17 protein-coding genes are annotated in these 17,769 nt (G+C 71.1%); 9 read left to right on the forward strand and 8 right to left on the reverse strand.

The features are described 5' to 3' along the window. Positions 1 to 97: 97 nt before the first annotated feature. The 4 genes from AB0O53_RS35155 to AB0O53_RS35170 form a co-directional block, all read right to left on the reverse strand. Entirely contained in the window at positions 98 to 463 is a 366-nt protein-coding gene (locus AB0O53_RS35155; protein ID WP_350988271.1) for a hypothetical protein, read from the reverse strand. Between the two features lie 103 nt (positions 464 to 566). Then, positions 567 to 1,043 carry a macro domain-containing protein gene (locus AB0O53_RS35160; protein ID WP_350988273.1) on the reverse strand — a complete coding sequence of 159 codons (477 nt, stop codon included), beginning with the start codon at positions 1,041 to 1,043 and terminating at the stop codon, positions 567 to 569. Positions 1,044 to 1,101: 58 nt separating this feature from the next. After that, entirely contained in the window at positions 1,102 to 1,416 is a 315-nt protein-coding gene (locus AB0O53_RS35165; protein WP_350988275.1) for a 4a-hydroxytetrahydrobiopterin dehydratase, read from the reverse strand. Between the two features lies 1 nt (position 1,417). After that, complete coding sequence (locus AB0O53_RS35170) at positions 1,418 to 2,380, reverse strand: NsdA family TPR-like regulatory protein (RefSeq protein ID WP_365201112.1); 963 nt, start codon at positions 2,378 to 2,380, stop codon at positions 1,418 to 1,420. Between the two features lie 523 nt (positions 2,381 to 2,903). Here AB0O53_RS35170 and AB0O53_RS35175 point away from each other — a divergent pair. Next, positions 2,904 to 3,134: a hypothetical protein gene (locus AB0O53_RS35175; RefSeq protein ID WP_350988279.1), complete on the forward strand. Its 231-nt coding sequence runs from the start codon at positions 2,904 to 2,906 to the stop codon at positions 3,132 to 3,134. A 488-nt stretch (positions 3,135 to 3,622) separates the two neighbouring features. Here the strand turns inward: AB0O53_RS35175 and AB0O53_RS35180 are convergent, their stop codons facing one another. Further along, a complete protein-coding gene (locus AB0O53_RS35180; RefSeq protein WP_031149837.1) occupies positions 3,623 to 3,835 on the reverse strand; it encodes a hypothetical protein in 213 nt (70 codons plus the stop codon). A 468-nt stretch (positions 3,836 to 4,303) separates the two neighbouring features. On the opposite strand from AB0O53_RS35180, the gene AB0O53_RS35185 reads away from it, so the two are divergent. From AB0O53_RS35185 to AB0O53_RS35195, 3 genes are all read left to right on the forward strand, one after another. Then, positions 4,304 to 5,515 (forward strand): pyridoxal phosphate-dependent aminotransferase, encoded by a 1,212-nt coding sequence (locus tag AB0O53_RS35185; RefSeq protein ID WP_350988281.1) that lies wholly within the window; start codon positions 4,304 to 4,306, stop codon positions 5,513 to 5,515. 153 nt (positions 5,516 to 5,668) lie between these two features. Beyond that, positions 5,669 to 6,061 carry an SCO4983 family protein gene (locus AB0O53_RS35190; RefSeq protein ID WP_365201115.1) on the forward strand — a complete coding sequence of 131 codons (393 nt, stop codon included), beginning with the start codon at positions 5,669 to 5,671 and terminating at the stop codon, positions 6,059 to 6,061. Positions 6,062 to 6,370: 309 nt separating this feature from the next. Continuing rightward, on the forward strand, positions 6,371 to 7,024 hold the full coding sequence (locus AB0O53_RS35195; RefSeq protein WP_350988285.1) for an RDD family protein: 654 nt from the start codon (positions 6,371 to 6,373) through the stop codon (positions 7,022 to 7,024). A gap of 119 nt (positions 7,025 to 7,143) precedes the next feature. Here the strand turns inward: AB0O53_RS35195 and AB0O53_RS35200 are convergent, their stop codons facing one another. Beyond that, positions 7,144 to 7,584, reverse strand: coding sequence for a hypothetical protein (locus AB0O53_RS35200; protein WP_350988287.1), 441 nt, complete (start codon positions 7,582 to 7,584; stop codon positions 7,144 to 7,146). Between the two features lie 144 nt (positions 7,585 to 7,728). Between AB0O53_RS35200 and AB0O53_RS35205 the strand changes: the two genes are divergently transcribed. From AB0O53_RS35205 to AB0O53_RS35220, 4 genes are all read left to right on the forward strand, one after another. Further along, the gene (locus AB0O53_RS35205) at positions 7,729 to 8,805 is read left to right on the forward strand and encodes a substrate-binding domain-containing protein (RefSeq protein WP_350988289.1); all 1,077 of its coding nucleotides are present in this window, start codon (positions 7,729 to 7,731) and stop codon (positions 8,803 to 8,805) included. Positions 8,806 to 8,818: 13 nt separating this feature from the next. After that, a complete protein-coding gene (locus tag AB0O53_RS35210; RefSeq protein ID WP_365201120.1) occupies positions 8,819 to 10,006 on the forward strand; it encodes a toxic anion resistance protein in 1,188 nt (395 codons plus the stop codon). Positions 10,007 to 10,086: 80 nt separating this feature from the next. Further along, the gene (locus AB0O53_RS35215) at positions 10,087 to 11,670 is read left to right on the forward strand and encodes a substrate-binding and vWA domain-containing protein (RefSeq protein ID WP_365201170.1); all 1,584 of its coding nucleotides are present in this window, start codon (positions 10,087 to 10,089) and stop codon (positions 11,668 to 11,670) included. Further along, the gene (locus AB0O53_RS35220; RefSeq protein WP_365201122.1) at positions 11,657 to 12,286 is read left to right on the forward strand and encodes a hypothetical protein; all 630 of its coding nucleotides are present in this window, start codon (positions 11,657 to 11,659) and stop codon (positions 12,284 to 12,286) included. Before AB0O53_RS35215 ends, AB0O53_RS35220 begins: the two co-directional genes overlap by 14 nt. 124 nt (positions 12,287 to 12,410) lie before the next feature. On the opposite strand, the gene AB0O53_RS35225 is transcribed toward AB0O53_RS35220, so the two are convergent. Then, positions 12,411 to 14,240, reverse strand: coding sequence for a phosphoenolpyruvate carboxykinase (GTP) (locus AB0O53_RS35225; RefSeq protein ID WP_350988295.1), 1,830 nt, complete (start codon positions 14,238 to 14,240; stop codon positions 12,411 to 12,413). 220 nt (positions 14,241 to 14,460) lie between these two features. On the opposite strand from AB0O53_RS35225, the gene trhA reads away from it, so the two are divergent. Next, positions 14,461 to 15,228 (forward strand): PAQR family membrane homeostasis protein TrhA, encoded by a 768-nt coding sequence (trhA, locus tag AB0O53_RS35230; protein WP_350988297.1) that lies wholly within the window; start codon positions 14,461 to 14,463, stop codon positions 15,226 to 15,228. A gap of 112 nt (positions 15,229 to 15,340) precedes the next feature. Here the strand turns inward: trhA and AB0O53_RS35235 are convergent, their stop codons facing one another. Continuing rightward, positions 15,341 to 17,755, reverse strand: coding sequence for a galactose oxidase family protein (locus AB0O53_RS35235; protein ID WP_350988299.1), 2,415 nt, complete (start codon positions 17,753 to 17,755; stop codon positions 15,341 to 15,343). Positions 17,756 to 17,769 lie beyond the last annotated feature (14 nt).

Below are 17,769 nucleotides of genomic sequence, written 5' to 3' on the forward strand. Positions count from 1 at the left end.
GCTCCCGAGTACGGCCAGTACACGAGGAGCTCCTCCGCCTTGCGATGCACGGCACCGGACAACGCGGGCTCGGCCGACAAGATCCGAAAGAGACGACCTAGACCCTGCCGGGTTCGTCCCGGACCTCGAACCGCACCGACCGCACCCGGAGGTGGTCGGTCGCGGGCCGGCCCATGGGGCGCAGCCGCCACGGGGAGCCCGTGCAGTCGGCGTCCGCGTAGACGGTCACCCAGGAGTCGGTCTGGTTCTGCGGGGCGTAGCCGGGCTCCACGTCGTCGGAGCCGACGGCGTAGAGGTTGATGCACTCGCCGCTGTCGGGGTCGTCCAGGATCACGCGTTGCTCCTGGCCGGAGTCGTCCGCGTACTTGTAGTGGAACTGCCCTTCGGCGGCCAGGGCCGAACCGGGCAGCGCGAGCACCAGCGCACCGGCTGCGACCGCGGCGACGGCGTGGCGGAGCTTCATCGGGGAAACCCTTCGGAGGGAACCGGGAAACCTGCGGGCACGACCCTAGTGAGCCCCACACCCGCTGAATCGATCCTCCGCACCCCCTCGGCGTGGCGCCGGATCAGCCGTGGTCGTAGACCGTCACCGCCACGTCGCGCTCGCACAGCGCCCCGGTGACCAGCGGCTCGACCCTCGACCAGCTGCCGCCCGCGAGCCCGCAGCCGATCCTCGGCATGTGCACGCTCGCGCCCAGCTCCACGGCATGCCCGGCCAGTGCGTCCAGGCAGCGCTCCAGGGCGTCGTAGCGGATAGGCGGTCCCCCGCTCCCGGTGCGCATCCCGCGCTGCCCGACCATGTTCGCCACCCACACGTCGGGCTGCACCCGCACCACCTGCACGGCGCCCAGCCCGAAGTCGTTGCCACTGCGCCCCCGATGCCAGGCCCGGTACGCGGCCTCCGGCTCGGACCACCGCTTCGAGACGGCCAGCACGAAGCCCTTCCCCCACCCGCCGAGGTCGTTGCAGACATGAGCGATGATCTTGGGCCCCTTGGCCTGGGGACTCGTAGCGTCCCCGGCGATGATCCTCAACGACTTCATGCCCCGAAGGTAAACCGCCCCACCGACAACGCCGAATGCAATAAAGGGCACGGCAGCGTCAGTCCAGCGGGAGAGCCTGATGCGCCGCGACGATGGCATCGATGCGGTGCGCCAGATCGAAGTCCGCAGCGGTGATCCGGTGCCCGGCGTCATGCGTGGTGATCGACGCACGGAGATGGTCGATGCGGAGATCAAGATCCGCATGGTGCTGGATCCGCCGCGACCGGTCCGCGATGGTCACGATCGCGGCCACCGCAGCGTGGTACCGGATCTCGTAGGTCCGGGTGATCGCATGGCCTGTGCGCTCCCAGCCGGGCAGCCCCGCCAGATGGTCCGCGATCTCCTCCTCGGACAAAGCCTTCGGTACGCCCATGTCAGCTCCCCTCGGTCACAGGCGCCAGGATTTCAGCACGGTCCCGGCCTACCGGGGCATCGTGCCACGGCCCCATGGCCCGCTCCAGAGCGCCGAGTTCACGAAGCATCCGTGCGGAGCGGGTCTCCCTCGCGATCTCGACGGCCGAGCGGGCGATCTCGACGGCATGGTCGGGCTGCCGGGACTCTGCGGCCACGGTCGCCCGCCGGGCGAGGTACACGCCCCGGTCGCGGCGCGCGGTCAGGGGGACACCATCGAGGACCTGCGCCCACAGCGCTTCTGCCTCCCGCCCGAGGCCGAGCCTGCCGTAGCACGTCGCGCGCTGGACCTCCAGATATCCCGGCGTCCTTCGACAGGCATTACCCCACGGCAGGCCGTCGTCGACCCTGGGCAGAAGCCCTCCAGCAGTGTCGATGAGCCGATCGACCGCCGCCCGGTCCCCCACGAGGCTCGCCCCGTGAGCCTGCTGCTGCATCGCCATGATCCGCACCTTGGGGAACAGCCGATCGGATCCCTCAAGAACTGCTTCGCACAGATCGATGACTCCGTGTCCATCACCCAGGTCGGTACGAACGTGCGCCTGGTTCACCAGGCTGTAGCCAATCAAGTGAGGATCGCGCGATCGGACCGCGATCTCCTGCGTCACCCCCCGCCAGAACGTGGCAGCCGCCAGATCGCCCGCGTCCTGGTACAGCCAGCCGACCAGCGCGGCATAGGCGGCCCCGGCCCGGAGAAGACCGCGCCGGACATCGCCCTTCGCCGATCGGACCAGCTTGTCGATCAGCTGGTACTGAGCGCTCACCGTGCCGATCAGATCGTGGGGCCCGAGAAACATGTCGGCCCGGTAATGCCCTTCGAGCTGCTGCTCGAAATAGCCGATGAGGGCGGGATCGACGTGCTGACTCGCGGTCGGCCCGGTGACGAGTGCCGCAGCGGTGGCGGATGCGAACTGTCTACGGTTCACGTCGTCCTCGTTCCTCGGGCCAACGCCCGAGCGCATGGTGGAGCACGATGGCGGTCTCTCCCGGTGGCCAGCCCGGGCGCTCACCCTCCCAGCGCCGCCAGGTCCGCGGCGACACCTCGAAGTGCCGGTCGTCGAGGAGCCGCTTCCCATACTCGGAAAGACTCCTGGCGGCCTGATCCATCGTCCGCCAGCCGGCCCGGAGCCTCGCCGCTCGGAGTGCGTCGTTTCGAGCGCCCATGGCCCCAGCATGAGGTGCCATCAAGCTTGTTCCCAGCCGTGGCCACACCCTGGCCACAGATGGCCGCGCAATGACCTATCACCGCCCCTCCACGCCGACCCATCATCTCGGTATGACGGACAACACCGCACGCGAACACCCGCAAGAAGAAGAGCACTTCAGCACTCCGAGGCGGCCATCAGACTCCCTGGTGCACCCGCCACCAAGCCCCAGCCCCGAACTGCTCGCCCGCGCAGACGCCGGCACGCTTCCTGCGCGCCGCACACGGTCATACGGCGCCCCACGATGACTGACCGCTACGAGTACGTGCCGCACCCACTGCTCCGACGCCGGGTGCGTGATGTGGCGAGCGGCGTCGAGGGCGAGCTGATGGCCGTGATCAATGAGGACGTCTCGAACTCGGCCCACCCCCACTGGGTCGAGCTGGCCTACATCCGCGGCCCGTCCGGCCGCGAATTCTCCACCGCGGTCGACAACATCCAGCCGACCGAACTCCACCCGACCCAACGCGCCTGACCGGCCCCGGACGGCTCGCAGTCGCGTGATCGCGAAGCGCGTAGCGATCCAGGGCGGCCTATGTCCAGCCCACGGGGCTCGCAGACGCCCTCGGGCAGGAGCGCTTAGCGATCTGGGGCGCTCAGGGACCTGCCCGCGCTGGACACCGCCCCGATGGTCTCTCGTCGCCCGGCTCGTTCTTTTGGGGTTTTCCGCCGGTCCTTCGTAGTTCCGGGGCGGGACGGGCGGTCAAGGGTGGCCGAAGGCCATCGCAACGCGACGCGACGCAGGAGCGCCCTTGAGGGACCGGCACGACCCGGAAAACCATCGGACAGACGGAAAAACCCCCAGAACAACTCCGATACCGCCCGAGTGCATACCGCCCACCCGAAGCCACCGCCGCACCTTCAACCCCTACCCCCGCCGGAATGCCGCCCATCACCACCGCCCCGCACCTTCCCCGTCCCGCCCCCGCCGGCTGCCGCCGCGCTCCGACCCCGCCGCACCTCTCAGAGGTACTCCCGCGCGAACTCCACCGCCCACTCCACCGCGGCCACCGGGACGCTGCCCGCGGCGGGGTCGATGGTCAGGCGGGCGTCCTCCCAGCCGCGGCCGTGCTCACGGAAGATCGCGAAGTGCCCCTCCTCCGGGGTGCCCTCCGGCCTGACCAGGAACTCGATCGCCCGGTCGTCGCCATCCGTGCCGATCGTGGTGATCGCCATGTCACCCACTAGGAACTCCACTGCCCCGCGCCCCTCACTCGCCGCCGTTCAGGCATCGCTCGCATCTCCCGCGTCGCTCGCATCGCACACGTCGCACGCCCTGGTTCAGGACTCCACCCTCCACCGCAGGCCCGGCGGCCGCATGAGTGCGCGTACTCAGGCCCGGTACTCAAGCCCCCGTACCCAGGCCACGCACCCAGGCCACGCACTCAGGCCCCGCACCCAGGCCACACACTCAAGCCGGGCACCCCCCACCCCCCACCGATCCCCGGGGTGACGAGGGCAACACGCACCCCGCCCCCGCAGCTCACCCCACCCATTCCGCAGGCCGGAGCGCGGCCGCGACCCCGGATTCCAAGGGAAGAGCGCGCACCCACCCACCCATCACGCCAATCATGACAAAACGACCTTCGAGTCCGTGGGTGAAAAGGCGGGTCGAGCCCGCACCCGGGCCCGTAAGCTCCCGTCATGCAGGTGATCCAGTCAACCAAACTCGCCAATGTCTGCTACGAGATCCGCGGCCCCGTGCTCGAAGAGGCCATGCGGCTCGAAGCAGCAGGTCATCGCATCCTCAAGCTCAACACCGGCAACCCCGCGGCCTTCGGCTTCGAGTGCCCGCCGGAGATCCTTGAGGACATGCTCCGCAACCTGGGCACCGCCCACGGCTACGGCGACGCGAAGGGCCTGCTGTCCGCGCGCCGCGCGGTCATGCAGCACTACCAGACCAAGGGCATCGAGCTGGACGTCGAGGACATCTACCTCGGCAACGGCGTCTCCGAGCTGATCACGATGTCGATGCAGGCGCTGCTCGACGACGGCGACGAGGTACTGGTCCCGGCACCGGACTACCCGCTGTGGACGGCTTCCGTCTCCCTGGCCGGCGGCACGGCCGTGCACTACCGCTGCGACGAGCAGTCCGACTGGATGCCGGATCTCGCCGACATCGAGCGCAAGGTCACCGACCGCACCAAGGCGATCGTGATCATCAACCCGAACAACCCGACGGGCGCCGTCTACGACGAGGAGATGCTGCGGGGGCTGACGGACATCGCGCGCCGCCACAACCTGATCGTCTGCTCGGACGAGATCTACGACCGGATCCTCTACGACGGCACCAAGCACTTCAACACGGCCGCCATCGCCCCGGACGTCCTGACGCTGACCTTCAACGGCCTGTCCAAGAACTACCGCGTCGCGGGCTACCGGGCCGGCTGGATGGCCGTGTGCGGCCCGAAGAAGCACGCCACCGACTACATCGAGGGCCTCACGATCCTCGCGAACATGCGCCTGTGCGCGAACATGCCCTCGCAGCACGCGGTGGCCACCGCCCTCGGCGGCCGGCAGTCCATCGAGGACCTGGTCCTGCCCGGCGGGCGGATCCTGGAACAGCGCAACGTCGCGTACGACCTGCTCACCCGCATCCCGGGCGTCTCCTGCGTGAAGCCGAAGGGTGCGCTGTACGCCTTCCCCAAACTGGATCCGACGGTCTACAAGATCAAGGACGACCGGCAGATGGTCCTGGACCTGCTGCGGGCCGAGAAGATCATGGTCGTGCACGGTACGGGCTTCAACTGGCCGGAGCCGGACCACTTCCGGATCGTGACCCTGCCCAACGCCAAGGACCTGGCCGATGCCGTGACCCGGATCGGGAACTTCCTGGACGGCTACAGCCAGGCCTGACCGGGACCCGACCGGGACACCGCATCGAGCCGCCCGGCCCGGTGGCCGCATCGAGCCACCGGGCCGGGCGTACTCGGACAACAACAGGATTCAGCTCAACTTTAGAACCAATCCAATGTAGGATGGTCTCCTGACCACGCAGGAGGCCTCCTCATGTACGAGCCGATCCGCACGAAGCCGGTCGTCCAGCGCATGGGCGGCGCCACGGTCGACTACCCCCACAGCAGCCGCGGCGAAGCACTGGGCATCCAGCTCGCCGGCCACCTCGCGGCCCTCCTCGCCGTCACCGACGAGCTCGGGCTCGACGAAGCCGCCGCCGAGATCGCCGCCCAGGTGACCCGGCTGCGCGGCACCCAGCCCGCCCGGGCACCCCAGGGCCCCGCGGGGGACGCCGCCGCGCTGCACCAGCGCGCGCACGACCTCGCCGCCCGCGCACTCCTCGTCGCCGCGTCCCGCGCCGACACCACCGTCGCGATCCTCGCCGCCGAGCGCATGGACGCGCACGCCGCCGCCCTGGAGTCCCTGGACCTGGCCGGCGCCCTCTAGACGGCCCCGGTCCGGGGCCGCGGAGGCTCCGGACCGGGCGCCATGACCCCGCCACGGCCCTGCCAGGGCCCCGCGATCACCCCGCCATCACCCCGCCACGGCCCCGCCGTTGCCCGGTCACACCCCTCGGCCGACGGCCCTCCCGGGGCCCGCCGGCCGCTCGTCGCGCGGCCAATGAATTGGACAGATCCCGGCCTGCCGAACACGATGTTGGCTGAAACATCGCGGCAGCACGGGGGAGGCCGCTCATATGAACCATCTCCTCCACTCCGCTTCGTCCCCGATCGAGCACCCTGGAGAGATGCGCCAATGAGCTTCGGCGATCCGAACAACCCGTACGGCCAGCAGCCCCAGCAGCCCCCGCAGGGCCAGCCCGGCTACGGCCAGCAGGCCCCGCAGGGCGTCCCCCCGCAGTACGGCTACCCGCAGCAGCCGGCGCCGGGCGCGGCCCCGCAGTACGGCTACCCGCAGCAGGTCCCGCCGCCGGCCCCCTACGGCTCCTACCCGCCTCCGGGCATGTCCGGCATGCCCGTCGGCATGCCGCCGCTGGCCCACTGGGGCCTGCGCTTCGGTGCGTACCTGCTCGACGCCCTGATCATCGCCGGCCCGATGTACGCGCTCACCGGCATCGGTGTGGCGATCGACGGCGGCGAGGACGGCGTCGGCGCGGTGCTCGGCCTCGTCGGTTTCCTGTACGCGATCGGCATGGGCTTCTTCCAGCTCTACAAGGAAGGCACCACCGGCCAGACGCTCGGCAAGAAGGTCGTCGGCATCAGCCTGCACCGCGAGGCCGACGGCGCCACGCTCGGCTTCGGCATGGCCTTCGTGCGCAAGCTGGCGCACTTCCTGGACAGCATCACCTGCTACCTCGGCTGGCTGTGGCCGCTGTGGGACGAGAAGAAGCAGACCTTCGCCGACAAGGTGTGCAGTACCGTCGTCGTCAAGGTGAACAAGAACGGCTGACCGGCCCCCGGCCAACGGCCACCGAGCACCGAGCACCGGCCACCGGGCACCCGCCCCACGGGCACCCGCCCCACGGCCATTCGGGCCACTCGGGCCACTAGGGCCGCTCGGGCCACTCGCTACGGAACCCCCGGCGACGGGGTCGCCCGCGTGAACTCCGCGCCGGCGACCCCGCACCAGGGCACCGTCGCCACCGGCCACACCGGGCCGACCGCCTCCCCGTACTCGGTCGCGCCCGGGGCCACGCCCGGGATCCGCACCAGCGCCTGGGCGGCCCGCCGCCCGGGATCCGCCTCGGCCCGGTCGCGGAACTCCACCGTCACGACGTACGCGCCGGCGCCCTCCGCCCGCCCCGTCGCCTCCACCGAGGCCGCCACCCGCCGGCTGGCCGGATCGACACGGCAGCCGGTGACCCGTACGTCCTGGACCGCCGGCCGCGGCGGCGCCTCCTGCGGTTCACCGCCGCTCGCCCACACGTACAGGCCCAGCGGGGCGAACACCAGCAGCCCGGCGATCGTCACCAGGCCGACCAGCCAGCCCTGCCACTTCAACGCGCTCACGCCCATGCCCCCGATCCTCCCGGGCGGCCGCCCCGCCCACCAGCACCCGCGAACTCACACAGCATTTCGAAGTGGGACCGCCTGGACACCTGACGTTCACTCAAGGCGGCGCGGAATGTGGGTTTCCGTGAGCACGCTGCACCCGTGAGACGCATCCTAGGAATCGTCCTGGGCCTCCTCCTGATCGGCGGCGTGCTCTACGTCGCACTGCAGGGGCAGGAACACCCGGGATCCACGGCAACGAAGACCGTGCGTGGCGTCATCGGTTCGGAGAAGTCCGACTTCTTCCACGACCCCGACGTCGTCAAAGCCCTTGCCGCCAAGGGCTACATCGTGAAGACGGAGACCTCGGGCTCCTGGGCGATGGACCAACTCGCCCTGAAGGATTTCGACTTCGCCTTCCCCGGCAGCAGCGAACCCGCCAAGGAGGTCGCGGCGGCCGCCGGGCTCAAGGGAGCCCAGGAGACCAGGCCCTTCTACTCCCCGCTCGTCGTGATCGCCCGCCCGGACGCCGCCCGGGTACTGGCCGCGAACGGCCTCGCCACCATGACCGGCAAGAACTCCGGGACCCTGCTCATGGGCCCCTTCCTCAAGGCCGCCGCCGAGGACCGCACCTGGCAGCAGCTGCCCGGCTCCTCCGCCCACGCCGAGCTGACCGGCACGGTGTTCGTCAAGACCACCGACCCGGCCGCCTCCAACTCCGGCGCGCTCTTCCTCGCCGCCACCTCCAACGTCGCCAACGGCAACAGCGTCGTCGCCGACGACGCCGGGATCGAGCGCACCGCGCCCCTGATGCGCAAGCTGATCTCCGTCCAGGGCGCCCTGGAGACCAGCAGCGACGACCCCTTCCGGGCCTTCATCAGCGGCAGCGGCGAGCCGCTGATCCTGGTGTACGAGTCCCAGGTGGCCTCGCTGCTGCTGCAGAAGCAGAACCCGGGCGAGATGGTGGTGCTCTACCCGGACACCACCGTGAACACGGCGCACACCTTCGTACCGCTCAGCGAGGACGCGAAGGAGCTGGGCACGCTCCTGGCCACCGATCCGCGGTTGCGCGAGCTGGCCGTGCTGCGCGGGTTCCGCCCGCAGGACGGCGTGGCCGAGTTCACCGCCGCCACCGCCCCGCACGCCGACTACCTCAACCCGAGCCTCACCGGGATCCGCCAGGTCGGCACACCCACCGTCAAGATCCTGATGGCGCTCGCCCAGCGCGCCAAGGGCTAGGGGGACTTCACACATGACTCTGACACCTCCCGAGGACACCCCGCTCGTCCTCAGCGCCCCCGAGCCCGTCGCCCCCGTCCGCAAGGAGCAGGCCGCCGGACTCGTACCGCTCCAGGACGGCGTCCACGACGAGATGGCCCGCCGGGCCGGGGAGTACGTCGGCTCGCTCGCCGGGATCGACGCCCGCTCCCCCGAGTTCGCACAGCGCATCGGCGAGATCACCGCACTCGGCTCGGCCGACATCCGCACCGCCGCCCAGCAGTCCAACCGGATGCTGGAGCGGGCCGTGCGCTCCCTCGGCTCCGACGGCGGCGGCGACGCCCAGGCGCGCGTCGCCGGCTCCCTGGTCGAGCTGCGGCGCACGGTCGAGGACCTCGACCCCCGCGACACGCCCGCCAAGGGCGCCCGCAGGCTGCTGGCGAAGCTGCCGGGCGGCAACAGGTTCCGCGACCACGTGGCGAAGTACGCCTCCTCGCAGGCCACCCTGAACCGGATCGTGGGCGCCCTGCGCAGCGGCCAGGACGAGCTGCGCCGCGACAACGCGGCCCTGCACACCGAGCGCTCCCGGCTGTGGGAGACGATGGGCAAGCTCCAGGAGTACGCGGTCCTCACCGAGGCCCTGGACGGCGCCGTCGCCCGGCGGGTCGCCGAGTCCGAGCACACCGACCCGCGGGAGGCGGACGCGCTGCGCGCGGACGTGCTCTTCCCTGTCCGGCAGAAGCACCAGGACCTGCTGACGCAGCTGGCCGTCTGCGCCCAGGGCTACCTGGCGATGGACGTGGTCCGGCGCAACAACGACGAGCTGATCAAGGGCGTCGACCGGGCGGCCACGACCACCGTCTCGGCGCTGCGCATCGCGGTGATGCTGGCCTCGGCGCTGGAGAACCAGCGCGCGGTGATCGAGCAGGTCAACGCCCTGAAGGGGACCACGGAGGACCTGATCCGCGGCAACGCGGACATGCTGGCCACGCAGAGCGGCGAGATCCAGCGGATCGCGGCCGATCCGGCGGTGGGCGCGGAGACCCTGCGGACGGCCTTCGCACAGATCTACAAGACGCTGGACGCGATCGACACCTTCAAGGCGCAGGCCACGGAAAACATGGCGGCGACGGTGGAGTCGCTGGCCGGTGAGCTGCAGAGCGCGTCGGCGTACCTGGCGCGGACGCGGACCGCCGGCGCGCTCGACGGCGGTGCCCTGTGAGCGCGGCCGGGCGGGTCCGGGCGGCGGCGGGGGCTCCGCCCCGGCCCCCGCGCCCGCGGCGCCGGCGGGCCGGCACGGGCATCGCGCTGGTTCTGGCCGTGCTCGCCGCGGCGAGCGCCTGTACCTCCGAGGGGCCCGAAGGGCCTGCGGAGACGGCCTACAAGGAGGGCACCCTGCGGGTGCTGGCCTCCAGCGAGCTCGCGGACATGGAGCCGGTGCTGGAGCAGGCCCGGAAGGCGACCGGGGTCACCGTGAAGCTCACGTGGTCCGGGACGCTGGACGCCGCCGAGCAGGTCGCCTCCGGGCAGGCCGACGGCAGGTACGACGCGATCTGGCTCTCCTCCAACGACTACCTGCGGCTGCGGCCCGAGGCCGCCGGGAAGCTCTCCAGCGAGACCCCGGTGATGTCCTCGCCCGTGGCCCTCGGGGTGAAGCCGGAGGCGCTGGCCCGGCTCGGCTGGAAGCCCGGGGAGGTGACCTGGCCGGCGGTGCACGAGGCCGTCGCCGCCGGGAGGCTCACGTACGGGATGACCGACCCGGTGCGTTCCAACTCCGGCTTCTCCGCGCTGGTCTCGGTGGCCTCGGGGCTGTCGGGGGCGCAGGCGGCGCTGACCGACGCGGACGTGAAGGCGGCCACGCCCCGGCTGAAGGAGTTCTTCGCCGGGCAGAAGCTGACGTCGGGCTCCTCGGGCTGGCTGGTGGCCGCGTACGGCAAGCGCGGGGACGTGGACGCGCTGGTGAACTACGAGTCGGTGCTGCTGTCCATGAACCGTGACGCGAAGGGTGGCGGGGCGCCGCTGACGGTGGTCCGGCCGCGCGACGGCGTGGTCACCGCCCACTACCCGCTGACGCTGCTGACCTCGGCCCCGGCCGGGGCCCGTGACGCGGGGCGGGCGCTGACGGACTGGCTGCGCGGCCCGGAGGCGCAGCAGGCGATCACCGGGCAGACCTTCCGCCGGCCGGTCGCGGTCGGGGTGGCGCCGGCCGCCGGGCTGGACCAGGAGAAGCGGCGCGAGCTGCCCTTCCCCGGCTCGCGCGTCGTCGCCGACGGGCTGCTGGCCAGTTACGAGAACGAACTGCGCCGGCCCTCGCGGACGGTGTACGTGCTGGACACCTCGGGTTCGATGAGCGAGGACGACCGGATCGGGCGGCTGAGGTCGGCGCTCACCGACCTGACGGGCACGGGCACTTCGGGTACGGGGCGGCGCTTCCGGGACCGCGAGGAGGTCACGCTGCTGCCCTTCGGGTCGAAGGTGAAGAAGGTGGCCACGCACGTGGTGGAGCCGGGCAATCCGGGGCCGGCCCTGGACGCGATCCGCCGGGACGTGAAGTCGCTGGAGCCGGACGGCGGGACGGCGGTCTACGGCAGCCTGGAGGCGGCGTACGAGCAGATCGCCAAGGGCGGCGCGGACGCCTTCACCTCGATCGTGCTGATGACGGACGGCGAGAACACCGAGGGCGTCGGGGCGGGGCACTTCGACTCCCTCTACGCGAAGCTGCCGGAGGCGCAGAAGCGGACGCCGGTCTTCGCGGTGCTGTTCGGCGACTCGGACCGCAAGGAGCTCACCCACATCACCGAACTGACCGGCGGGAGGCTCTTCGACGCCACCGGCGGGTCCGGTTCGCTGGCCGGAGCCTTCGAGGAGATCCGTGGCTACCAGTAGGACGACCGGGGGCCCGAGGGGCCGGACGGTCCTGACGTACCTGGAGTCGAGGAAGAACCTGGCCGGCTCCGCCTGCGGGGTGGCCGGGCTGGCCCTCGCCCTGGCCGGGGTGGCGGGTGCGTACTGGCCGCTGGTGGTCGCCGGGCTGTACGGGGCGGGCGCGCTGATCGCCCCGCCGGAGCGGACGGCGCCGCCGCCCTTCGATCCGCGCGAGGAGCTCGGCGTGCTGCGCGAGGACTTCGGGCGGCTGCGCGGGTACGTCGACGGGGTGGAGCTGCCCCCGGGGCCCGGAGAGGCGCTGGCGGAGCTGCTGGAGCTGTACGGGGCGCTGCTGGAGCCGGGGTGGGTGGCGGACGTGCTGGCCGCCGACCCGGAGGCGGTGCACGCGGTGTCGCGGGCGGTCCGCCAGGACGTGCCGGAGAGCGTGGACGCGTACCACCGGACCCGCTGGTGGAGCCGGATGGCGCCGGGCGGCGAGTCGCCGGAGCGCCACCTGGAGCGGCAGCTGGGGCTCCTGCGCGAGGAGGCGCGACGCGTAACGGCGGGCCTCCACGAGGTGGAGGCCCGCCGTCAGCAGACGCACACGACCTACCTGGAGGAGCGCGGACGCTCCTGACAGGTCAGGCCGGTGCTGCGGTGGGCGCCGCTTGGTCGGGGGCTCCCACAGCGGTGGGACGCCGCTTGGTCGGGGGCTCCCACGTTCCTAGGCCCTTCTTCAGGGCGTGTTACGGCTCAGGCGCTCAGCCGAGGCGCTCGACGAGCGCGTGGTACTGCTCCCACAGCTCCTTGGGGGTGTGGTCGCCGTAGGTGTTGAGGTGCTCGGGGACCAGGGCGGCCTCCTCGCGCCAGACCTCCTTGTCGACGGTGAGGAGGAAGTCGAGGTCCTCGGCCGGGAGGTCCAGGCCGTCGAGGTCGAGGGAGTCCTTGGTCGGCAGGACGCCGATGGGGGTCTCGACGCCTTCGGCGGTGCCGTCGAGGCGGCCGACGATCCACTTCAGGACGCGGCTGTTCTCGCCGAAGCCGGGCCACACGAACTTGCCCGCGTCGTTCTTGCGGAACCAGTTCACGTAGTAGATCTTCGGGAGCTTGGCGGCGTCCGCGGAGGCGCCGACCTTGACCCAGTGGGCCATGTAGTCGCCCATGTTGTAGCCGCAGAAGGGCAGCATGGCGAAGGGGTCGCGGCGCAGCTCGCCGACCTTGCCCTCGGCGGCAGCGGTCTTCTCGGAGGCGATGTTCGAGCCGATGAAGACGCCGTGGTTCCAGTCGAAGGACTCGGTGACCAGCGGCACGGCGGAGGCGCGGCGGCCGCCGAAGAGGATCGCGGAGATCGGGACGCCCTTGGGGTCCTCCCACTCGGCGGCGATCGTCGGGCACTGGGAGGCCGGGACGGCGAAGCGGGCGTTGGGGTGGGCGGCCGGGGTCGCGGACTCCGGGGTCCAGTCGTTGCCCTTCCAGTCGATCAGGTGGGCGGGCGCCTCTTCGGTCATGCCCTCCCACCACACGTCGCCGTCGTCGGTGAGCGCGACGTTGGTGAAGACGGTGTTGGCGTACATCGTCTTCATGGCGTTGGCGTTGGTGTGCTCGCCGGTGCCGGGGGCGACGCCGAAGAAGCCGGCCTCGGGGTTGATCGCGTAGAGGCGGCCGTCCTCGCCGAAGCGCATCCAGGCGATGTCGTCGCCGATGGTCTCGACCGTCCAGCCGGGGATCGTGGGCTCCAGCATGGCGAGGTTGGTCTTGCCGCAGGCGGACGGGAAGGCGGCGGCGACGTACTTCGTCTCGCCCTCGCCGGCCGGCGGGGTCAGCTTGAGGATCAGCATGTGCTCGGCGAGCCAGCCCTCGTCGCGGGCCATGACGGACGCGATGCGCAGGGCGTAGCACTTCTTGCCGAGCAGGGCGTTGCCGCCGTAGCCGGATCCGTAGGACCAGATCTCACGGGACTCGGGGAAGTGCGAGATGTACTTGGTGGTGTTGCACGGCCACGGCACGTCGGCCTCGCCCTCGGCGAGCGGAGCGCCGAGGGTGTGGACGGCCTTGACGAAGAACCCGTCGGTGCCCAGCTCGTCGAGGACGGGCTTGCCCATGCGGGTCATGGTGCGCATGGCGACGGCGACGTAGGCGGAGTCGGTGATCTCGACGCCGATCGCGGAGAGCTCGGAGCCGAGGGGGCCCATGCAGAACGGGACGACGTACATCGTCCGGCCCTTCATGGAGCCGCGGAAGATCCCCTTCTCGCCGGCGAAGATGTCCTTCATCTCGGCCGGGGCCTTCCAGTGGTTCGTGGGGCCCGCGTCCGCCTCCTTCTCGGAGCAGATGTAGGTCCGGTCCTCGACGCGCGCGACGTCGGAGGGGTCGGAGGCGGCGTAGTAGGAGTTCGGGCGCTTCGTCTCGTCGAGCTTCTTGAACGTTCCCTTGGCGACGAGCTCCTCGCACAGGCGCTCGTACTCGGCCTCGGAGCCGTCGCACCAGACGACCCGGTCGGGCTGCGTGAGGGCAGCGATCTCGTCCACCCAGGAGATCAGCTCCTGGTGGGTCGTCGGGATGGAAGTGGGAGCCGCGTTGTCGCGCGCCACGATTGCTCCTTGTTGAGGGGTTTGTTTGGTGTAGGCCCCGTGGGGGCTGCGACCCGGACGCTTCGCGCTCCGCTCATCCGGTGTCGACCGCACTCATCTGATCATCCGGTGGATGTGCGCATATGTCCAGAGGGCCTCTCACGTGAGCATTGCCACGTCCGTCAATCTTCCGTAAAGACGATGAGCAGGAACCTACGGACCCGTAGGTAGCATGGCGCGCATGACTTCTGACGCCGCCGCCGTCCCCGACCCCGAGGCCGCCGCGGCCTCCGGGGCCTCTCCGGCCGTCGAGGCCTCCCGCGCCGTCGAGGCCTCCCCGGTCGTCGAGGCCGCGGAAGCCGTCGAGTCCGCCATCGAGGCCAAGCCGCTGCTGCGCGGCTGGCTCCATCTCGGCATGTTCCCCGCCGTGGTCGTCGCCGGCCTCGCGCTGATGGCCTTCACCGACTCCACCCGGGCCCGCGTCGCCTGCGGCGTCTACATCCTCACCGCCTGCCTGCTCTTCGGCGTGAGCGCGGTCTACCACCGCGGTACGTGGGGGCCGCGCGGCGAAGCCATCCTGCGACGGCTCGACCACGCCAACATCTTCCTGATCATCGCGGGCACCTACACGCCGCTGACCGTCCTGCTGCTCCCGCCCTCCACGGGCCGGACCCTGCTGTGGGCGGTGTGGATCGCGGCCGCCGCCGGCATCGCCTTCCGCGTCTTCTGGGTCGGCGCCCCGCGCTGGCTCTACACCCCCTGCTACATCGCCATGGGCTGGGCCGCGGTCTTCTTCCTGCCCGACTTCATGCGCACCGGCGGCATCGCCGTCCTCGTCCTGGTGATCGTCGGCGGCCTCCTCTACAGCGTCGGCGGGGTCATCTACGGCATGAAGCGGCCCAACCCCTCGCCCCGCTTCTTCGGCTTCCACGAGGTCTTCCACTCCCTGACCCTCGCGGCCTTCGTCGCCCACTACGTCGGCATCTCGCTCGCCGCCTACCAGCACTGATCCCGCCGGGAGGGCCTTGAGCAGGGTGCGGATCGGGGACCCGGAGCAGGGGCCAGGAGCAGGGGCCCGGCCGCACGCCCGCGGCCGGGCCCCTCCTTCGTACCCCGTGCGATCAGCAGGCGCGGCCGTCGCCGTCCGGGTCAAGCCGCAGCGGATCGCTGCCGTTGACCTTCAGGCGCGCCGGGTACCGGTGGGAGGCCAGCCACGCGCAGCGGGCCTGCGTGGTCGCCCTCACCTCGGCCGGGAACCGGGTCGGCACGCACACGTTGGCCGTGCCGTAGTGCCGGTCGCAGCCCGCCACGCTCGGCGCGACCGGGACGGAGTCCCGCTTCGCCGGGTTCTGCTTGGCCGGCCCCGGCCTGTCCGCGAAGGTGTGCTCGTGCGCGGACGGCTGCTCCTGGGCGGCCGCGAGCGCCGACGGGCCGCCCAGGTGCACCCACGTCGCGACGGACGGGACGCCGTTCGCGTCGACCGCGAAGAGCATGTACCAGCCGGGCGGCGCCAGGTTGGGGTTGCTCGTGACGTTCAGGTCGACGGTGGTGCCGTCCACCGTCATGGGCAGGTCCACGAACCGCTGGTTCGGGTCCGAGGAGTGCGTCACCGCCGCCGGGCGGATCAGCTCCGCCTTGGCGACGGGCCGGTTCACGGTGATGCGCTGCGTGTCCCCGTACACCCACTGCGTGTCGATCACCGAGGTGATCTGCGGGCGGGGGCCCTTGAACAGGTACGGGGGCGTGTAGATCGACACGTTGTGGTTGTAGGTGCCGTTGCCCGGGTTGTCGCCCACGGACATGACCCGCCCGTCGGGCATCAGGAACGACGCCGAGTGGTAGGTCCGCGGGATCGGGTCGGTGGCCAGACCCGCCTGGTAGCTGTTGGTCGCCGGGTCGAAGAACGAGGCCTCGAAGACCGGGTCGGCCCGGTCGTGCAGCCCGCCGCCCGTCTCCAGCACCTTGCCGTCCGGCAGCAGCACCGCCGAGACGTACATCTTGCCCTCGGCGCCGGTCTGCGGCCGCTTCCCGGTGCCCGTGTCGACCAGGCCCTGGGGCAGGTCCGGGCCGGCCGTGTAGGCGGGGCTCGGCTGCTTCAGGTCGATGATGTCGGTGATCCGGTTCGCCGCCGGGTTGCGTTCGTTGTTGCCGCCGCCGATCGTCAGGACCCGCTGGTCCTGGGCCGGGGGCAGCAGCACGCTCGCCGACTCGTCCCGCTCGTCCTTGTTGCGCAGGCCCGGCACGTCGGTGATGGTGTTGGCGTCGTAGTCGTAGATCGAGGCGCCCGTCCCCGGGGTGCCGTTGCCGAAGGTGTGGCTGCCCGAGTAGAAGAGCCGCCCGTCCTGCATCAGGATCATCGACGGGTACAGGCCCCAGTACGACCAGGTCTGGTTGACCTGGTTCATCGGCAGCCACTTGTTCTGGGCCGCCGAGAACCTCTCCGCGGTCACGTTGCCCGTGGAGTCCTCCTTCAGTCCGCCGAAGGAGATCACGTCGCCGTTGCCGAGGATCGTCGCCGACGGGTACCAGTGCCCGCCGTTCATGTCGTTCGTCCTCGTGTACGTCTCGGTGACCGGGTCGAAGGTGTACGAGTCCTTCAGCCCCTGGTAGCCGATCGATCCGTCGGCCGACGGATAGCCCTTGTTCCCGCTCATCACCAGCACCCGGCCGTCCGACAGCTGCACATGGCCCGCGCAGAACATGTCGACCGGCGTCGGGATCGTCCGGAACGACCCGTTCGCCGGGTCGTAGACGGCGGAGGTGAAGGTGCCCGCGTTGAACTGCGCGATGTCGTTGCCCGAGCCCGCGATCAACAGCACCTTGCCGTTCCTGAGTACGACCGCGTGCATCGAACGCACCGGGTTCTGGGCCGGGATCACCTGCCACCTGCCCTTCGCGCACTCCTCCGCCGTACCCGAGCACGCCGGCTGCGGAGGGACCGCCCCCACCTCCTCCAGCGCGTAGTCGTCCGTGGTGAGCGTGCCCACCCCGTACACCGACAGCCCCCAGGCGATCTTGTCCGTGTTCGGCGGGACGACCGGCGTACGCACTTCCGTACGCGCCCACCCGGCACTGACGGGCGGATTCTGCAGGTCGGTCCAGTACTGCCAGCCCGCCGTCGTGTCACGGCGGAACACCGTCACCGCCACGTCCGGGGTGTTCGACTTGTACCAGGCGGACAGGTCGTACTGCCGGCCCGGCGTCACCGTCGGCGCGCACGTGGTGTTCTCGGTGACCAGCGCCTTGCGGTCGCCGTCCACCCGACGGGTCAGGGACACCCTCATCGCCTTGGTGCCGCCGTGCGCGTCGGCGACGGTCGCGAAGGTGAAGTCGTTGTCGCCCCAGCCGGACTTCGACCAGCAGGACGGCATGTCGGAGCCGGCGGCGCCGGCGGTCTCGAAGCCGGGATTGGACAGCAGATTGGGCGGACCGGCCGTGGCCTGCTGCGGTGCGGTGAGCAGCAGGCCCGCGGTCATCGCCCCGACGGCGAGCAGTGCGGCACGCCGCCCCGCCCTCCGCCGGAAGGTCGGACGCATGGAAAGGTTCCTTT

This window comes from Streptomyces erythrochromogenes, assembly GCF_040684695.1.
GTDB classification, from domain to species: domain Bacteria; phylum Actinomycetota; class Actinomycetes; order Streptomycetales; family Streptomycetaceae; genus Streptomyces; species Streptomyces erythrochromogenes_C.